This window comes from Catenulispora acidiphila DSM 44928, from assembly GCF_000024025.1.
GTDB lineage: Bacteria > Actinomycetota > Actinomycetes > Streptomycetales > Catenulisporaceae > Catenulispora > Catenulispora acidiphila.
Map to the genome: position 1 here is coordinate 9087164 of NC_013131.1, position 15985 is coordinate 9103148.

General features: G+C 70.9%; 13 protein-coding genes. 9 read left to right on the top strand and 4 right to left on the bottom strand.

All coding sequences use genetic code 11. The annotated features are described in order from the left end of the window. Nucleotides 1–43 precede the first annotated feature (43 nt). Nucleotides 44–805 carry a TetR/AcrR family transcriptional regulator gene (locus CACI_RS38705; RefSeq protein WP_015796381.1) on the top strand — a complete coding sequence of 254 codons (762 nt, stop codon included), beginning with the start codon at nt 44–46 and terminating at the stop codon, nt 803–805. A gap of 124 nt (nt 806–929) precedes the next feature. Next, on the top strand, nt 930–1667 hold the full coding sequence (locus CACI_RS38710; RefSeq protein ID WP_015796382.1) for a G1 family glutamic endopeptidase: 738 nt from the start codon (nt 930–932) through the stop codon (nt 1665–1667). 63 nt (nt 1668–1730) lie between these two features. Here CACI_RS38710 and CACI_RS38715 read toward each other — a convergent pair whose 3' ends face one another. Then, nucleotides 1731–3725 carry a DUF2510 domain-containing protein gene (locus CACI_RS38715; RefSeq protein ID WP_015796383.1) on the bottom strand — a complete coding sequence of 665 codons (1995 nt, stop codon included), beginning with the start codon at nt 3723–3725 and terminating at the stop codon, nt 1731–1733. A 256-nt stretch (nt 3726–3981) separates the two neighbouring features. Here CACI_RS38715 and gabT point away from each other — a divergent pair, with 256 nt between their 5' ends. The 5 genes from gabT to CACI_RS38735 all read left to right on the top strand — a co-directional run bounded on the left by gabT (nt 3982) and on the right by CACI_RS38735 (nt 11490). Beyond that, nucleotides 3982–5313, top strand: a complete 1332-nt coding sequence (gene gabT / locus CACI_RS38720; RefSeq protein WP_015796384.1) for a 4-aminobutyrate--2-oxoglutarate transaminase — start codon at nt 3982–3984, stop codon at nt 5311–5313. A gap of 223 nt (nt 5314–5536) precedes the next feature. Continuing rightward, nucleotides 5537–6439: an alpha/beta hydrolase gene (locus CACI_RS38725; protein ID WP_015796385.1), complete on the top strand. Its 903-nt coding sequence runs from the start codon at nt 5537–5539 to the stop codon at nt 6437–6439. 294 nt (nt 6440–6733) lie between these two features. After that, entirely contained in the window at nt 6734–6997 is a 264-nt protein-coding gene (locus CACI_RS53750; protein WP_015796386.1) for a hypothetical protein, read from the top strand. 2285 nt (nt 6998–9282) lie between these two features. Next, entirely contained in the window at nt 9283–9834 is a 552-nt protein-coding gene (locus CACI_RS53195; protein WP_083796208.1) for a class F sortase, read from the top strand. A 138-nt stretch (nt 9835–9972) separates the two neighbouring features. Continuing rightward, a complete protein-coding gene (locus CACI_RS38735; RefSeq protein WP_015796388.1) occupies nt 9973–11490 on the top strand; it encodes an MFS transporter in 1518 nt (505 codons plus the stop codon). Between the two features lie 16 nt (nt 11491–11506). Here CACI_RS38735 and CACI_RS38740 read toward each other — a convergent pair whose 3' ends face one another. After that, nucleotides 11507–12256: an integral membrane protein gene (locus CACI_RS38740; protein WP_015796389.1), complete on the bottom strand. Its 750-nt coding sequence runs from the start codon at nt 12254–12256 to the stop codon at nt 11507–11509. Next, nucleotides 12253–13161 (bottom strand): ABC transporter ATP-binding protein, encoded by a 909-nt coding sequence (locus tag CACI_RS38745; RefSeq protein ID WP_015796390.1) that lies wholly within the window; start codon nt 13159–13161, stop codon nt 12253–12255. Before CACI_RS38745 ends, CACI_RS38740 begins: the two co-directional genes overlap by 4 nt. Nucleotides 13162–13289: 128 nt before the next feature. On the opposite strand from CACI_RS38745, the gene CACI_RS38750 reads away from it, so the two are divergent. Both CACI_RS38750 and CACI_RS38755 read left to right on the top strand, forming a co-directional pair. Beyond that, nucleotides 13290–14498: a sensor histidine kinase gene (locus tag CACI_RS38750; RefSeq protein ID WP_015796391.1), complete on the top strand. Its 1209-nt coding sequence runs from the start codon at nt 13290–13292 to the stop codon at nt 14496–14498. Continuing rightward, nucleotides 14495–15190, top strand: coding sequence for a response regulator transcription factor (locus CACI_RS38755; protein WP_015796392.1), 696 nt, complete (start codon nt 14495–14497; stop codon nt 15188–15190). The genes CACI_RS38750 and CACI_RS38755 overlap by 4 nt, the downstream gene beginning before the upstream one ends. A 20-nt stretch (nt 15191–15210) precedes the next feature. Here the strand turns inward: CACI_RS38755 and CACI_RS38760 are convergent, their stop codons facing one another. Further along, on the bottom strand, nt 15211–15948 hold the full coding sequence (locus tag CACI_RS38760) for an SDR family oxidoreductase (RefSeq protein WP_015796393.1): 738 nt from the start codon (nt 15946–15948) through the stop codon (nt 15211–15213). Nucleotides 15949–15985: the final 37 nt, after the last annotated feature.

The following is a 15985-nucleotide window of genomic DNA, read 5'->3' on the forward strand; positions in this document are numbered from 1 at the left end:
CGTGGGGCGTACAGTGTTCGGTGAAGGAAGGGAGCCAGACCCGATGGCCAAGCCAGCAGCCCCGAACGGGACCCCCGAGGTCCCGCCCCCGCCGCCGTGGGAGCGCACCGCGCGCAAGGCCAAAGCGCCCGCGCGCACGCCCCTGAGCCAGGAGGCGATCGTCGCCACGGCGCTGCGCGTCCTGGAGTCCGACGGCTATGAGGCGCTGTCCATGCGCCGCGTCGCGGCGGACCTGGGCACCGGTGCGGCCTCCCTGTACGCGCACGTCGCCAACAAGGAAGAGCTGCTCAGGCTGTGCATCGACCGGGTCTTCGCGGACGTGGAATTCCCGCCGCCGGACCCGGACCGCTGGGTGGAGCAGCTTCGGGACGCCATGCGCGAGACGCGCCGCATCCTGCAGGCGCACCCGGGCCTGGCCCGCGCCCTGCTCGGACGGGTCCCGATGGGCCCGAACGGACTGCGGCTGATCGAGGGTTTCATGGGCGTGCTGCGGCTGGGCGAACTCCCGGACCGGGTCGCCGCGTGGGCCGGGGACGTGGTGACGCTGTACGTGGTGGCGAGCGTCTTCGAGGACGACATCCGGCACACGCTGCACGGCGACACCTCCGAGGAGGACGTCGAGGCGTGGGCCGAAGAGATGAAGGGCTATATCAAGACCCTGCCCGCGGCGGCGTTCCCGAACATGCTGGCGCTGGCCGATCCGATGTTCGAGACCGGCGGCCCGGACGGGCGCTTCGAGTTCGGACTCGATCTGATGCTGCGCGGTCTGGCCTCCCACTCGCGGCGGGGAACCGGCGAGGCTTGAGCGGGCGCGGCGGCAGCGAAGTAGGGCGAATCATGGCGAATCCGGCTTTCGCGCCATTTAAGGCAGACATCTGCAAAACAGTTACCTAGTCTCCATCTCAGCTCACAGAGATTGGAGACACCGGATGTCTTCTTCCCGCCGCCGGACTGCGGCCGCCGTGGCGCTCGCCGGCGCGATGACGGCAGCCCTCGCCGCCACTCCGGCGTCCGCGGGCGTCGTGCACCGAACGCCCTCGGCGTTCCGCCACGACATCCGGAACAGCACATCAGGGAACTGGGCCGGCTATGTCGCCACCGGCGGCGGCTTCACCTCCGTGAGCGCCGGCTGGACCGAGCCGGCCGTCTCCTGCCGGTCGCAGAACACGTACGCCTCGTTCTGGATCGGGCTGGACGGCGACGGCAGCAACTCGGTCGAGCAGATCGGCACCGAGTCGGACTGCTCCGGCGGCCACGCGGTCTACTCCGCCTGGTACGAGATGTACCCCGGCGCGCCGGTCGACGTCGCGGGCCCGATCTCGCCCGGCGACGCTATGCAGGCCTCGGTCTCCTACGGCGGGTCCGGGCACTTCACCCTGGTCCTCGCCGACCGGACCAAGGGCTGGACGCGCACGGTCCAGGCCCAGCTGAACAACCCGGCGCTGGCCTCGGCGGAGGTCATCGCCGAGGCGCCGTCCGACGCCGCGGGCGTGCTGCCGCTGTCCGACTTCGGGACCGTGGGGTTCACCGGCGCGAGCGCGAACGGCGCCGCGCTGGGCTCGTTCGCCCCCGACCCGATCACGATGGCGAACGGCGGGACCACGAAGGCGGTGCCCAGCGGGCTGTCCCCGTCCGGGGACTTCACCGTGGCCTGGCGCGCCAGCTGAGAGCCTCGCAGCCGGCGCGCGATCAGCCGGTCGCCGCCGCTGTCGCTGGTGCCGTCGCCGCCGCTACCCGCGGAGGTCGACCAGCACCGGCGGCGTCCGGAACCCCTCGGCCGTGGACAGCGACACCAGCGCGTGGCCGGTCGGGATCTCGTTGATGATCTCCGAGGGCGACCAGACGTAGCGCTCGACCGGCCGGGTCGAGACCGAGCGCTGCTGCGCCACCGACGAGCCCCCGGTCAGCGCCAGCAGCTGGCCGGGCCGCTTGGCGTTGCGGCCCATGGACTGCACGCTGCGGCGGCGCTCCGGCGGCCCGGTGATGGTCCCGGACCGGGTGGTGTTCTCCTGGCCAGTGGTCACCGTGGTCTCGGCGACCCATTGCTTGCCCCAGAAATCGGCGATGTAGGAGGCGTCCTGCGGGTCGATGCCCGCGAAGACCGCCTTGCAGCCGGTGTTGGCGAAGACCGTGGCGCGCAGGTCCTCGGGGAACTCGCGCATGGACTGGGCCAGCAGGATCAGCCCGGCATTGGCCGCTCGAGCCCGCTGCAGGCCCTGGACCACGTACTCGTCGACGAAGCGGCCGGCGTCGTCGACGATCAGCCCCTTGAAGATCGAGCGGTCCACGTCCGGCGCGGACACGGTCTGCACGAACTGCGAGACCGCCAGCCGCGCCAGGATCCGCGCGGCCTGCGGGTAGGCGCCCTCGGGCAGCGCGATGCGCACCCGGATCGGCTTGTCGATCTGCCGCATCGAGAACTTCCGGTCGCCGCGGCCGTCGAACAGCTCGACCAGCGCCGGCCGGTCCAGCAGCCGCAGCCGCTCCACCAGCAGCCGCGGACCGCCCTCGGCGAGTTCGGCGATCAGCTCCTTGAGCGTGGGATAGCGGCCCTCGCGCTCGCGGAACCAGCTCAGTGCCGCGTCCAGGCCGTTGTGCGCGGCGGCGTCGGCCTCGGGCTCCACGCCCGGCGGCAGGAGCGCGCCGGCCAGCCGGTCGGCGGCCTCGGCCGGGTTGCGCGCGCCGCCGTAGAGGTCGAACCCCCACTGCGAGTCCGGGTCCAACGGGTCGATGTCGACGTCGAAGAAGCCCGGCAGCGCGTAGTCGCCGTGCGGGTCGATGACCACCACCGAGGCCATGTTGGTCAGCGTCTGCAGGCCCAGCAGCTCCACGATCGGCCGGGCGAAACTGCGCGTCTTGCCGCTGCCGGTGGGCCCTATCACCAGCAGCGAGGTGCGCAGGACCTCGGCGTCCAGGGCGAAGGTCTGGCCGGCGTGGGTCGCGGGGTTCTTCGCCGAGCCGGAGGCCACGCCCAGACGCACCTGCCCGGTCATCAGGTCGTGCTCGCCGAGCCGAGCCGGCAGGTCGCGCTGGCCGGAGGGATGCAGCCAGGCGTGCGCGCCGGAGTCCTCGATCTCGGCGGCCACCGCCGCGAGCCGGTCCTGGTCGCCGCGCGCCTGCCGGATCACCCGGACCACGCGGACGTAGTCGACGTCGGTCAGCTCGCCGTGGTCGGCGGCCGAGTCCAGCCGGCTGGCGGCCGCGACGTGGCCGGCCTGGCGCAGGTCCACCCACATGTCGGGCTTCGGCGGCGGCGGGAGCTTGCGCTTGTTGGCCCGTCCGACCAGGCTCCGCACGCGGTCGCCGTGCTGGTCCCACAGCACCTGCCCCACCGGGACCCAGCCGCCGGCCCAGCCGCAGACGCCGAGCACCAGGATGAGGTAGACCAGCCACAGCAGCACGCCGCTCAGACCGATCGCGGTGAGGATGATCGAGGCGGGCACCGCCAAGACCACGCCGGCCAGCGGCGCGTAGAGCAGGTATCGCAGGGCTCGTTGCCGGGCCTCGCGGCTGACGCGCACCGCGGCGGCGGCTTGGGGATCGCGCCCGTAGGCGAAGACCCCCGGCACGTCCACCAGGCGCGGCCCGTGCACCCAGGACTGCACGTCAGGCCGCGTGCGCTCGGTCCATTTGGTCCCGGTCCAGTAGCGCACCTGCGGCGCCCCGGAGGGGTCGGCGTACCAGCCGGGCGGCAGCGGGCCCGAGCCCTGGCCATCAGTCGTCACACGTTCTGTGTATCAGAACTACGACTCGGCGAAAGGGAACAGCGCTCCACCATGGCGCTACCGCCGCCCCGGCATCGCTTTCCCACGATCGCTTCCCCACCATCGCGCCCCCTCGCACCGGCCTCAGCCACCCACTCGCCAATTCGGCTCAACCCCGCCCCCGGACCCGCCACGGCGTCCTGTGCCGGGCCGTCACGGCGCGCTTAGGCTGCGAAGGAACGCGCGACCACCCGCCCACCCAGGAGGCACAGGGACCATGACCGAGCTCAAGCAGGAACGGCGTCTCCTCACCGAGATCCCCGGCCCGAAGTCCCTCGAGCTGTTCGAGCGCCGCAACAAGGTCGTCGCGCGCGGTATCTCCACGACGCTGCCGGTGTTCGTCACCGACGCCGACGGCGCGGTGCTGCTGGACGCCGACGGCAACCAGCTGCTCGACTTCGGCTCCGGCATCGCGGTGACCTCGGTCGGGCACGCGGACACCAACGTCGTGCGCCGGGCCTCCGAGCAGCTGGCGAAGTTCACCCACACCTGCTTCATGGTCACGCCGTACGAGTCCTACGTCGCGGTCTGCGAGGCGCTGGCCGAGCTGACCCCCGGCGACCACGAGAAGCGCTCGGCGCTGTTCAACTCCGGCGCGGAGGCGGTGGAGAACGCGGTCAAGATCGCCCGCGCGTACACCAAGCGCCAGGCCGTCGTGGTCTTCGACCACGGCTACCACGGCCGCACCAACCTCACGATGGCGCTGACCGCCAAGGTCGCGCCGTACAAGGACGGCTTCGGCCCGTTCGCCCCCGAGATCTACCGCGTCCCGATGGCCTACCCCTTCCGCTGGCCCACCGGCCCGGACAACGCCGCCGCCGAGGCCCTCGAGCAGACCAAGACCCTGATCGAGAAGCAGGTCGGCGCACACAACGTGGCCGCCGTCCTGATCGAGCCGATCCAGGGCGAGGGCGGCTTCATCGTCCCGCCGGAGGGCTTCCTGCCCGGCCTCGCCGCCTGGTGCCAGGAGAAGGGCATCGTCTTCATCGCCGACGAGATCCAGTCCGGCTTCTGCCGCACCGGCGACTGGTTCGCCGTCGACCACGAGGGCGTCGTCCCGGACCTGATCACCACCGCCAAGGGCATCGCCGGCGGCCTCCCGCTGGCCGCCGTCACCGGCCGCGCCGAGATCATGGACGCCGCCGGCCCCGGCGGCCTCGGCGGCACCTACGGCGGCAACCCGGTGGCCTGCGAGGGCGCCCTCGGCGCCATCGAGACCATGAAGGAGCAGGACCTGGCCGGCAAGGCCCGCGCCATCGAGGCCCTGATGGTCGCCCGCCTGACCAAGCTCGCCGCCGCCGACCCCCGCATCGGCGAGATCCGCGGCCGCGGCGCCATGATCGCCGTGGAGCTGGTCAAGCCCGGCACCAAGGACCCCGACGCCGCCCTGGCCGCCGCCGTGGCGAAGAAGTGCCACGCCGAGGGCGTCGTGATCCTGACCTGCGGCACGTTCGGAAACGTGCTGCGCTTCCTGCCCTCCCTGGTGATGAGCGAGGCGCTGCTGAACGAGGGACTGACGGTGATCGAGGGAGCTTTCGCCGCAGTCTGAGATCACTCGCTTCGGTCTCACCTCGCTTCAACTCGCTTCAACTCGCTTCAACTCAGTTCAGCTTCGCGGCGGCCGGTACGGAATTCCCCGTACCGGCCGCCGCCTTTGTGCCACCACTCCTCCGCCACTCCTCCACCCCCTCCACCGGACCACCCAGCGCGCGCCGCCCGATTCGCGGCGTTACGGTCGCGAAGTGCCGATGCGCGACGAGGGGAGTCCTGCGATGCCCGACCCGGGTTCCGGCCTCGGCTCCAGCTCGCGGCTCACGCCGGCGCGCGAGGCGTGCTGGCTGGCGGCGACACCGGACGGCACGGAGCTGTTCCTGCGCGAGTGGACACCGGCGCCGGAGACCACACCGCGCGGCGCGATCCTGCTGGTCCACGGCCTCGGGGAGCACAGCGGCCGCTACCGGCGGCTGGCCGGGTTCCTGACCGAGCTCGGCTATCGGGTCCGGGCCTACGACCACGCGGGCTTCGGACGCTCGGACGGAGCACGCGGGCACATCCGGCGTCCCCTGGCCCTGGTCGACGACCTGGCGACGGTATTCGAAGCCTTCGATACCGCGGTGCGCCGCGACAACAAGGGCGCGCTGCCGCCCCTGGTACTCGGGCACAGCCTGGGCGGCTGCCTCGTGGCGCGGGCACTGAGCAGCGGGCGGCTGCACCCGACAGCGGCGGTCCTGTCGTCACCGGCGGTGGGACAGCGCGCGGCAGGGATGCAGAGCGCGGCACTGCGCGTGGCCGGCTTCCTGCCGGACCGCCTCACGGTGCCGAACGGCCTGCCGAAGAGCGCACTGTCGCACGACCCGGCGGTCGCGGCAGCGATGCGCGCGGACCCCTTCTGCCACGACCGCATCTCGGCCGCGCTGGCGCACTTCGTCTTCGCCGAGGGCGCGCAAGCCGTGGCGGACGCAGGGCGCGTCCCCTGCCCGGTCCTCCTCCTGATCGCGGGCTCCGACCGCGTGATCGACCCGGCCGGCGAGCGCCGCCTGGCCGCAGCCCTCCCCGACGCGACAACCCGCGTCGAGGAGTTCGGAGAGGCGTACCACGAGCTGTTCAACGAGGCGGAGCCGACACGCGCGTTCGTGCTGGACGCGCTCCGCGGCTGGCTGCAGGGGCTGAAGTGAGGCCGAGAGAGACGGAGGCTGGCTGGTGAGGGTTCTGATGGCGAGCGCGGGCGCGCTGCTGGTGGCGGGCGCAGTCCAGGTATCAGCGGCAGCAGCGACAACAAGCACAGCAACAGCAGCAAAAACCCCGACCTCTTCATCCCCGAAGAAGCCGGCGGACCCCACCGTCGAACCCAACCCAGCATCCCCCGGCACCCGCATCTACATCTACGACGCCACAAATGCACCGCCCCCCACGGCACCGCAACCAGCCAAGCCCTCACCGCCCCCATCCCCCTAGCACCCCTGGCCCACATGACCGGCGGAGACGGCACCATCCGCACAGGCCTCCCCCCAGGCACCTACACCATCACCCTCCACTGCGGCAGCACCCTGACCACCACCCTCCACGTCACCACAACCACCACCCCCACCGGCGCCGCAGCCACCGGCGACGGCTCCGCCGAAGACCACCTCGGCATAGGCGACGCAGCCGTAGGCAGCGCATTCCTCCTAGGCGGCCTAACCTTCGCCACCGCCTCCCTCATCCGCCGCCGCCGAGCCACCCCCCACCAATGACCGACCCCCCAGCCATCGCCATCCCCATAGGCACCCCAGCCACCGACCAACAGCACACCCCCGCAACGAGAGCACTGCCGGTAGCGAAGCATCCGACGGCGAACGATGGCGCGCAGTCAGGCGAGACCAACGGTCACCTCGATCTCGCACGGGCCAGCGCGCACGGCATCCCGCCGAGCCCTCAGCCGACATCCACGAAAAGCCAGACGCTCGATCCCAGCGCCGCGCTACCGTGCCCCGATCCCCGTCGCGCAGTTCCGAATCTCAATCCGAGCGATGCAGTTCCAAGTCCCGATCCCAGCGGGGCAGTGGCGAATCTCGATCCCAGCGGCAGGCTGCCAGGTCTCGATCCCAGCGCCACATTGGCGGTTCTCGACCCCAGCGGCGGGCCGCCAAGTCCTGGTCCCAGCGCCGCATTACGGAGTCTCGATCCCAGCAGGGCATCGGCGAATCTCAATCCCAGCGGCACGCTGCCAAGTCCCGATCCCGGCGACGCTCTACCAAGTCTCGATACCAGCGGCGCCTTGCCGAGCGATGCGTCTTTGCCGCCCGATCCAGCCTCCGCACATGGGCCGGTCTTTAGCCCGACCGGCAGGCCGGCGACCTCCGAGCGGCCTCCCATCGCAGCACCCGATTCCCACATCGGGCACGATCGCAACAGGGCCAGCACGCACAGCACCTCGCCAAGCCCGCAGCCGACATCTGCGGCCGACCACTCGCTCGATCCCAACGGGGCGCTGGCGAGCGATGCGTGTCCGCCCGCCAATCCAGCCTCCGCACGCGGTCCGGTCTTCGGCCTGATCGGCGAGCTGGCGACCTCCGAGCGGCCTCCCATCGCAACACCTGATTCCCACATCGAGCGTGATCGCAACAGGGCCGACGCACACGGCACCTCACCGAGCCCGCAGCCGACATCTGCGGCCGACCACTCGCTCGATCCCAACGGGGCGCTGGCGAGCGATGCGTGTCCGCCCGCCAACCCGGCCTCCACACACGGCCCGAACTTCAGCCCGACCCGCGAGCCGGCGGCCTCCAATCGGCGTCCCGCCACAGCGCCCGGGTCTCACATCGAGCGTGATCGCAGCAGGGCCGACGCGCGCGGCACCTCGTCGAACCCGCAGCCGACATCTGCGGCCGACCACTCGCTCGATCCCAGCGGCGCCCTGCCGAGCGATGCTTGTCCGCCTGCCGACCCAGCCTCCACACCCGGTCCAATCTTCAGCCCGATCGGCGAGCCAGCGAACTCCGAGCGGCCTCCCGCCACAGCGCCCAGGTCTCACACCGAGCGTGATCGCAACCGGATCGGCACAAGCGGCACCTCGCCGGGCCCTCAGTCGGCATCCGCGACCAACCAGTTACTCGATCCCAACACGGCGCTAGCGAGCGATGCGTCTCTGCCCGCCAGTCCAGCCTCCGCACTGGGTCCGGTCAGCCCGGTCGACGAGCTGGCGACCTCCGAGCGGCTTGCCATCGCAGCACCCGGGTCTCACATCGAGCGTGATCGCAGCAGGGACGGCACGCGCGGCATCTTGCCGAACGCTCAGCCAGCGTCCGCGACCGACCAGTTGCTCGATCCCAACGGGGCGATGCCGAGCGGTGCGTCTCCGCCTGCTGACCGAAACTCCGCGCACGGTCCGGTCTTCAGCCCGATCGGCGAGCCAGCAGCCTCCGAGCGGCCTCCCGCCACAGCGCCTCAGTCTCACGTCGAGCGTGATCGCAGCTGGGCCGACGCGCGTGGCATCTTGCCGAGTGCTCAGTCGGCCGCGACCAGCCGGTCGTTCGATCACAGCGATCCAGTGCCGCGCGATGCGCCATTGCCGTCCGATTTAGCCTCCGCATCTGGCCCGGAGTTCCAGCTCAGCAGCGAGTTGGCGACTTTTGGGCGGCGTCGCACTGCAGCGTTCGATTCCCATGTTGGGCTAGGTGAAAGCGGGGGCGGCGCGCGCGGGGTGTTGCCGAGCGGTCAGGCGGCGTCCGTGGGCGGCCGGTTGCTCGATGCGCGTGGCGCGTTGCCGAGTGATGCGGCTGGGGTCGTCGACAGAGCCTCCGTGCTCGGTCCGGTGTTCAATTTGATCGGCGAGCGCGTGGCCTTTGAGCGGCCTCGCGTCACGACTTCGGCCGATTCACATGTCGAGGTGGGTGTTCGGGGGAAGGCTCGTAGCGTCCCGAAGCCTGCGCCGAGTCCGGTCGTGCCGCAGAGTGAGGTGCGGCAGCCGGGTCGGGTGCTGGCTTTCGCTTCGGTGGTGGCTGTTGTTGTCGGGTCGGGGTTTCTTGTACGGGCGCTGATGCTCACTGATCCGGTGCCGCCGCCGTTGCCGCCTGCATGGGCGGGGCGGGTTGTGGGGGCGGTTGGGCATCGGGCTGGGCCGCTGGGGTATGCGCGGCCGGTGCGCGTCAGCGTTGCTCGGGTTGGGATTCATGCTGATGTGCTTGCGCTTGGTTTGACTCAGGAGGGCGGTGTTGGGGTGCCGCCCGCCAAGGAGCCTTTGAAGGCCGCTTGGTATGACCGGGGGCCGGCGCCGGGGGAAGCTGGACCTGCGGTCATTACGGGGCATGTTGATTCGCGGTTCGCGCCGGGGAATCGTGCCGCGTTTTATGAGTTGGGGGCGGTTCGGCCTGGCGATGCTGTCGATGTGGTGCGCGCTGACCATCGGGTCGCGGTGTTCCGTGTCGACTCGGTCGCGTTGGTGCCGAAGGCCGGCTTTCCGACGCGGCAGGTCTACGGGCCGACGGGGTACGCCGCGCTGCGGCTCATCACCTGCGGTGGCCACTACGACCGGCGGACCGGGTACGCCGACAACGTCATCGTCTACGCGCATCTCGTCGGGTCCCGCTGAGTCGGGGTCGCGGCGGTGCTCGGGCGGTGGGAGGGGTAGCAGCGGCGGGAGCGAGCGGTTTTCTGTCCCAACATGCGGCGTGCGGCGGCCCGGCATAGCGTCGTGCTCATCGATCTTGTCGCCCAGGAAGGGACCGACATGGCATCGCCGTCGGAGAGCGCGACGACCCCGTCCGAGGCCGCGAAGAGTGCCGCCGAGGACGCCACGTACGGACCGCGGGTCGCCCATGAATGGATGATCCTCGGTGTCGTGAGCCTCGCGCAGCTGATGGTGGTGCTGGACGCGACCGTGGTGACCATCGCGCTGCCCTCCGCGCAGCAGGATCTGGGGTTCACCAATGCCTCGCGGCAGTGGATCGTCACCGCGTATGCGCTGGCGTTCGGCTCGCTGTTGCTGGTCGGGGGGCGGTTCGCGGACCTGTTCGGGCGGCGGAACGCGCTGATCGGCGGGTTGGTCGGGTTCGGGGTAGCCTCGGCGCTGGCCGGGATCGCGCCCAACGTGGGCATCCTGATCGGCGGTCGTGCGCTGCAGGGCCTGTTCGGCGCGTTGCTGGCGCCGGCGGCGCTGAGTGCCTTGACCACCACCTTCACCCGACCGGCGGAGCGGAACCGGGCGTTCGCCGTGTACGGCGCGGTAGCCGGCGCGGGCGGCGCGATCGGGCTGTTGCTCGGCGGGCTGCTGACCGAGTATCTGAACTGGCGCTGGACGCTGTTCGTCAACCTGGTCATCGCCGGGGTCGCGCTGCTCGGCGCACTGGCCTATGTCCCGAACCACCGGCCCGAGGGCCGTCCGACGCTGGACCTGCCTGGCACTGCCTACGCCTGTTCCGGATTGTTCCTGCTGGTCTTCGGCTTCTCGCGAGCTGAAGCGAAGGGCTGGAGCTCGCCGCAGTCCTGGGTCAGCCTGATCGTCGGCTGCGTCCTGCTCGTCCTCTTCGCCCGGTGGCAGCGCCGCGCTCCGCACCCGCTGTTGCCGCTGCGGGTGGTGGCGGAGCGCAACCGGGGCTCGTCCTACCTGGGAATGTTCATCACCGGCGCCGGGATCTTCGGCGTCTTCCTGTTCCTGACGTACTACATGCAGCAGATCCTCGGCTATTCGCCGGTCAAGACCGGTCTGGCCTTCCTGCCGATGGTCGGCGCGCTGATGGTGTCCGCGCAGATCGCGACGATCACCCTGCTGCCCAGAGTGGGTCCCCGGCCGGTGGTTCCGCTGGGCATGCTGTTCGGCGGGGTCGGCATGTTGTGGCTGACCCGGCTCGAGCTGACCAGCAGCTACGCCCCGCACATCCTGCCGCCGCTGCTGGTCCTCGGTTTCGGGATGGGGTTGATCTTCGCCCCGGCGATGGCCATGGCCACCTACGGGGTACGCGCCGACGACGCGGGCGTCGCCTCGGCGATGGTCAACACCTGTCAGCAGGTCGGCGGCTCCATAGGCGTGGCACTGCTTTCCACGTTGGCCGCCAGCGCGGCGACGAACTATGCCAAGGGCAAGACCGCCTCGTCGCTGGTGACCGCACAGGCCAACCTGCACAGCTACGCCACGGCCTACCGCTGGTCCGCCGCGTTCTTCTTCGTCGGCATGGTCATCTGCTTCCTGCTCTATCGCTGGGGCGCGCCGAAGGGCGATCCAGAAGCGCAGGGCCCAGTCCCGATGTAGTGACATACCAATACCCTCAATTCGTGTCTCGCCGAGTGACGACCAGCAACGGAACCGCAACCGAGATCGCCAGATACACCAAGCACATGCCCCACGCCGCCCCAGCGCCGAGCACGTAGTCCGACGCCACCCGCGGCGTGCTCCGCGCCGGTGTCGCCATCGCCTCGCCGACCTTGGTGAACGTCAACCGCACCGCGTCGGCCCGCACCCCGTCCGGCAGCAGACTCGGGATCACCCCCATCGCCACGAAGACGATCCCGAAGAACGTCGATACGGCAGCCGTCGTCCGCCGCAGGAGCACCCCGACGCAGAACCCGAACTCGCCGACGAACGCCATATAGAACCCGCACCCCAGCACCGAGATGGCCATGTCGTGGTCGGCGATCGAGAAGTGCGCACCGCGCCGCGCCAACAGAATCTGCGCCGTGAAGAACGCCGCGAACGCCAGCAGTTCCCCGACGACCACCATCACAGCGAACAGCAACCCGGCCTTCGCGGCGATCACCACGCGCCGCCGTGGCACCGTCGCGAACGTCGTCCGGATCAGCCCGGTGCTGAACTCCGACGACACCACCAGCACTCCGAGCACACCGAACGCCAGCTGCCCGAACACCGCCCCCTGCAACGCGTCCGTCGGCTCGACGTCCGCGACCTTGGCGACCAGCGCATACGTGGCCGCGAGCCCGATCGTTCCGGCAGCCGCCACATAGAGCGCGAACCATGTGGAGCGAACACTCCACAGCTTGATCCACTCGGACGTGATCACGCCCCCACCCCCCGATACTCGACTGCCGCATCAGTGAGCTGCAGATACGCGTCCTCCAACGACGTCGCTCGCCGCACCACGTCGAGCACCAGCACTCCGGCCTGGTAAGCCAGCCGCGCCACGGCGTCCCCGGCCATCCCGACCACTCGCAGGGTGTCCGGACCTTCCGGCGCCACCTGAGCCCCGGCGGCGGCCAGCACTGTGATCAGCCGACCGGGATCATCGGTGCGCACGCTCAGAAATCCGCCGCCGTACCGCTCGATCAACTCGCGCGCCGGGAGGTCGGCGATCAGCCGCCCGCGGCCAATGACCACCAGGTGGTCGGCGGTGCTCTCCATCTCGCTCATCAGGTGGCTGGAGACGAACACCGTGCGCCCCTCGGCCGCCAGCCCTTTCATCAGGTCTCTGATCCACCGGATGCCTTCCGGATCCAGGCCGTTGACCGGTTCGTCGAACATCAGGATCCCGGGATCGCCGAGCAGGGCGGTCGCGATCCCCAGCCGCTGCCGCATGCCGAGGCTGTAGCCGCCGACCCGGTCCTGGGACACGTCGGTCAGCCCGACGCGGGCCAGCACCTCGTCCACCCGCCGCTCCGAAAGCTTCCCCGCCGCGGCCACCGCGCGCAGATGCTGCCGCGCACTGCGGCCGGGGTGCACTCCCCCGGTGTCGAGCAGCATGCCGACGTGGGTCAGCGGACGCTCCAGCGCGGCGTAGGGCCGGCCGTCGACCAGGACGCGGCCGGCGGTCGGGAGATCCAGGCCGAGGACCGCGCGCATCGTCGTGGACTTCCCGGCGCCGTTCGGTCCCAGAAAGCCCGTCACCCGCCCCGGACGCACGCTGAACGTCAGGTCGCGCACGGCGTACCTGGCGCCGTAGCGCTTGGTCAGGTTCTCGATCTCGATCATGTGTCAAGGTTCGCGGACACCCGGAGCGAGGGCATCGGAGCAGGGGGTGATCTTCCGGCCTCCTACCCAGGTATGGTTTCCGCCCGACTGCGTTGATCACTGCGCATCCGCAGGCTTACCGTCGGTTCATGGCCGACATCGCGGCGTACCCCGTCCCGCACGCCACGCGGATGCGCCCCTGGCACTGGCTGACGCTGGACGCCGTGGCGGCGCTGCTGTTCGTGCTGCCGTTCGGGTCGAGGGAGGTGCGCAGCCCGCCCTATCAGAACCCGTGGCTGTCGCTGCTGATCCTCGGCGCCTCAATGGTCTTCCTGGCCCGCCGCCGCTACCCGATGACCGTGTGCCTGCTGCTCACCGCGGCGACCGTCACGCTGGGCGCGTCCCCGCCGCCCTACGACTCCTACGGGCCGTTCGCGATGATGTTCGTGCTCTACACCGTCGCGGCCACCAGCTCCGGCCGCCTCGCCACGCTGGCTTCCGCGGTCGTCTTCGGGGCGGCGCTGGTGATCTTGGCCGACATGCACTACCCGGTCTCGGTCCTGGCGCTCAGCGGGATCACCATCGGCATCGTGCCGTCCCTGATCGGCTCCCTCGTCCGGCAAGAACGGCTGTACCGGGCGGAGACGGCCGCCGCGAACGCCCGCGAGATCGAGGCCGAGGTCACTTCCAGGATGGCCGAGGAGCGGCTGCGCATCGCCCGCGAACTGCACGACGTGGTGGCGCACGCCCTCAGCCTGATCACCGTGCAGGCCGGGGTCGCCGTGTTCCGCCGGCACGAGGCCGAGCAGATGCGCGCCACGTTGACCGCGATCGAGGAGACCGGCCGCAGCGCGATGGTCGACATGCGCCAGCTGCTCGGTGTCCTGCGCAGCGACCCGGCCACCGGCTCCGATGCCGATGCCGACAGCGCCACCGATTCCGACACGCCGCCCTCACCAGACCGGGCACCGATCCCGGACCTGCCCGACCTCGGCACCCTCGTCTCCCAGGCCGCGCGAGCCGGGCTGCGCATCACCCTCCGGGAGGAGGGCGAGCGCCGGGCCGTCCCGGCAGCGGTCGGCCTGGCGGTCTACCGCATCGTGCAGGAATCGCTCACCAACATCCTGCGTCACGCCCGCACCACCTCCGCCTCGGTCCTGGTGCGCTTCGAGCCCGACCAGGTAGCGGTGACGGTCGCCAATCCCCCGCCTCCGGACGCCCTTCCGCCCGCCCCCGCCGGTCCGCCCGGCCACGGCCTGCGCGGCATGGCCGAGCGCGCCGCGCTGTTCGGCGGCACGTTCTCCGCCGGACCCGCGCCCGACGGCGGATTCACCGTGGCGGCAAGGTTCCCGGCATGAGCCGCATCCTGATCGCCGACGACCAAGCACTGCTGCGCGCCTCGCTGCGGTCGCTGGTCAACGGCTACGACGACTGCCAGGTCGTCGGCGAGGCGGCGAACGGCGCGCAGGCCGTGCACATGGCCGCCGGCCTGCGCCCCGACCTGGTGCTGATGGACGTCCGGATGCCGGTGCTGGACGGCATCGAGGCCACCCGCCGGATCACCGCCGCCGACCCCGGCGTCCGGGTCCTGATCCTGACCACCTTCGACCTCGACGAATACGTCTACGAGGGCTTGCTCGCCGGCGCCAGCGGCTTCCTGCTCAAGGACTCGCCACCCGCCGACCTGGTCACGGCGATCGAGGTGATCCGCAGCGGCGAAGCGCTACTGACCCCGGCCGCGACCCGCAGGCTGATCACGGAGTTCGTCCGGAGCCGCAGGACGCCGAACCGCGCGACAGCGACCGCAGCCACGACAGCGAACGCCATCGCGCCGCCCGACCCCGCCCTCGACGGCCTGACCGCCCGCGAACGCGAGGTCCTGACCCTCGTCGCCCGCGGTAAGTCGAACACCGAGATCAGCACCGAACTCTTCGTTTCGATGTCGACGGTCAAGACGCACATGTCGGCGCTACTGGCGAAACTCGGCGCGCGAGATCGGGCCCAACTGGTCATCCGCGCCTATGAAGGTGGCCTGGTGCGAGCAGGATGAGCCACCCGCCCCTGAAGCGCTCAGTTCCCGCCGGCCACCCGAAGTACCGCGCCGGTGGTGAAACTCGCCTCGTCGCTGAGCAGCCACGCGATGGCGGCGGCGATCTCCTCGGGCTCGGCGGGTCGGCCCAGCGCCGTCAGCGCGCCGCGCTTCTCCGCGCGATCCGGATCCCCCATGTCGGCGTGGATCCGGGTCCGCGTGATGCCGACCTGCACCGAGTTCACACGGATTCCCTCCCGCCCCAACTCCTGGGCCAGCCCGACGGTGAACGAGTCGACCGCGGCCTTGGCGGCGGCGTAGTGGACGTACTCGTTCGGCGCGCCGCGGGTCGCCGCGCCGGAGGAGACGTTGACGATCGCGCCACCTCCGCGGCTGCTCAGCTCCTTGGCCGCCCGTCGGCAGCAGAGCAGGTAGCCGACCACGTTCACGTCCACGACCCGGCGGATGTCCGCCACGTCGGCGTCGACGAGCCGGGTCAGCGGACCGGTCAGCCCGGCGTTGTTCACCAGACCCGTGAGCCCGCCGAGTTCGCCGATCGCGGTGTCGAAGAGCCGGTCGACGTCCGCCTCGTCGGTGGTGTCCATCTTGACCGCCACGCAGCGGCGCCCGAGGTCGCGGACCTCCGCGGCGGTCTCCTCGGCAGCGGCGTCGTCGCTGAGGTAGCTGAAGGCGATGTCATGGCCGTCGCGGGCCAGGCGCAGCGCGGTGGCGCGGCCGATCCCGCGGCCGCCTCCGGTGATGATGCTGACGCGTTCCATACCGGCACGCTAGCCGGTCCCGTGTGCGAGAGTTGGT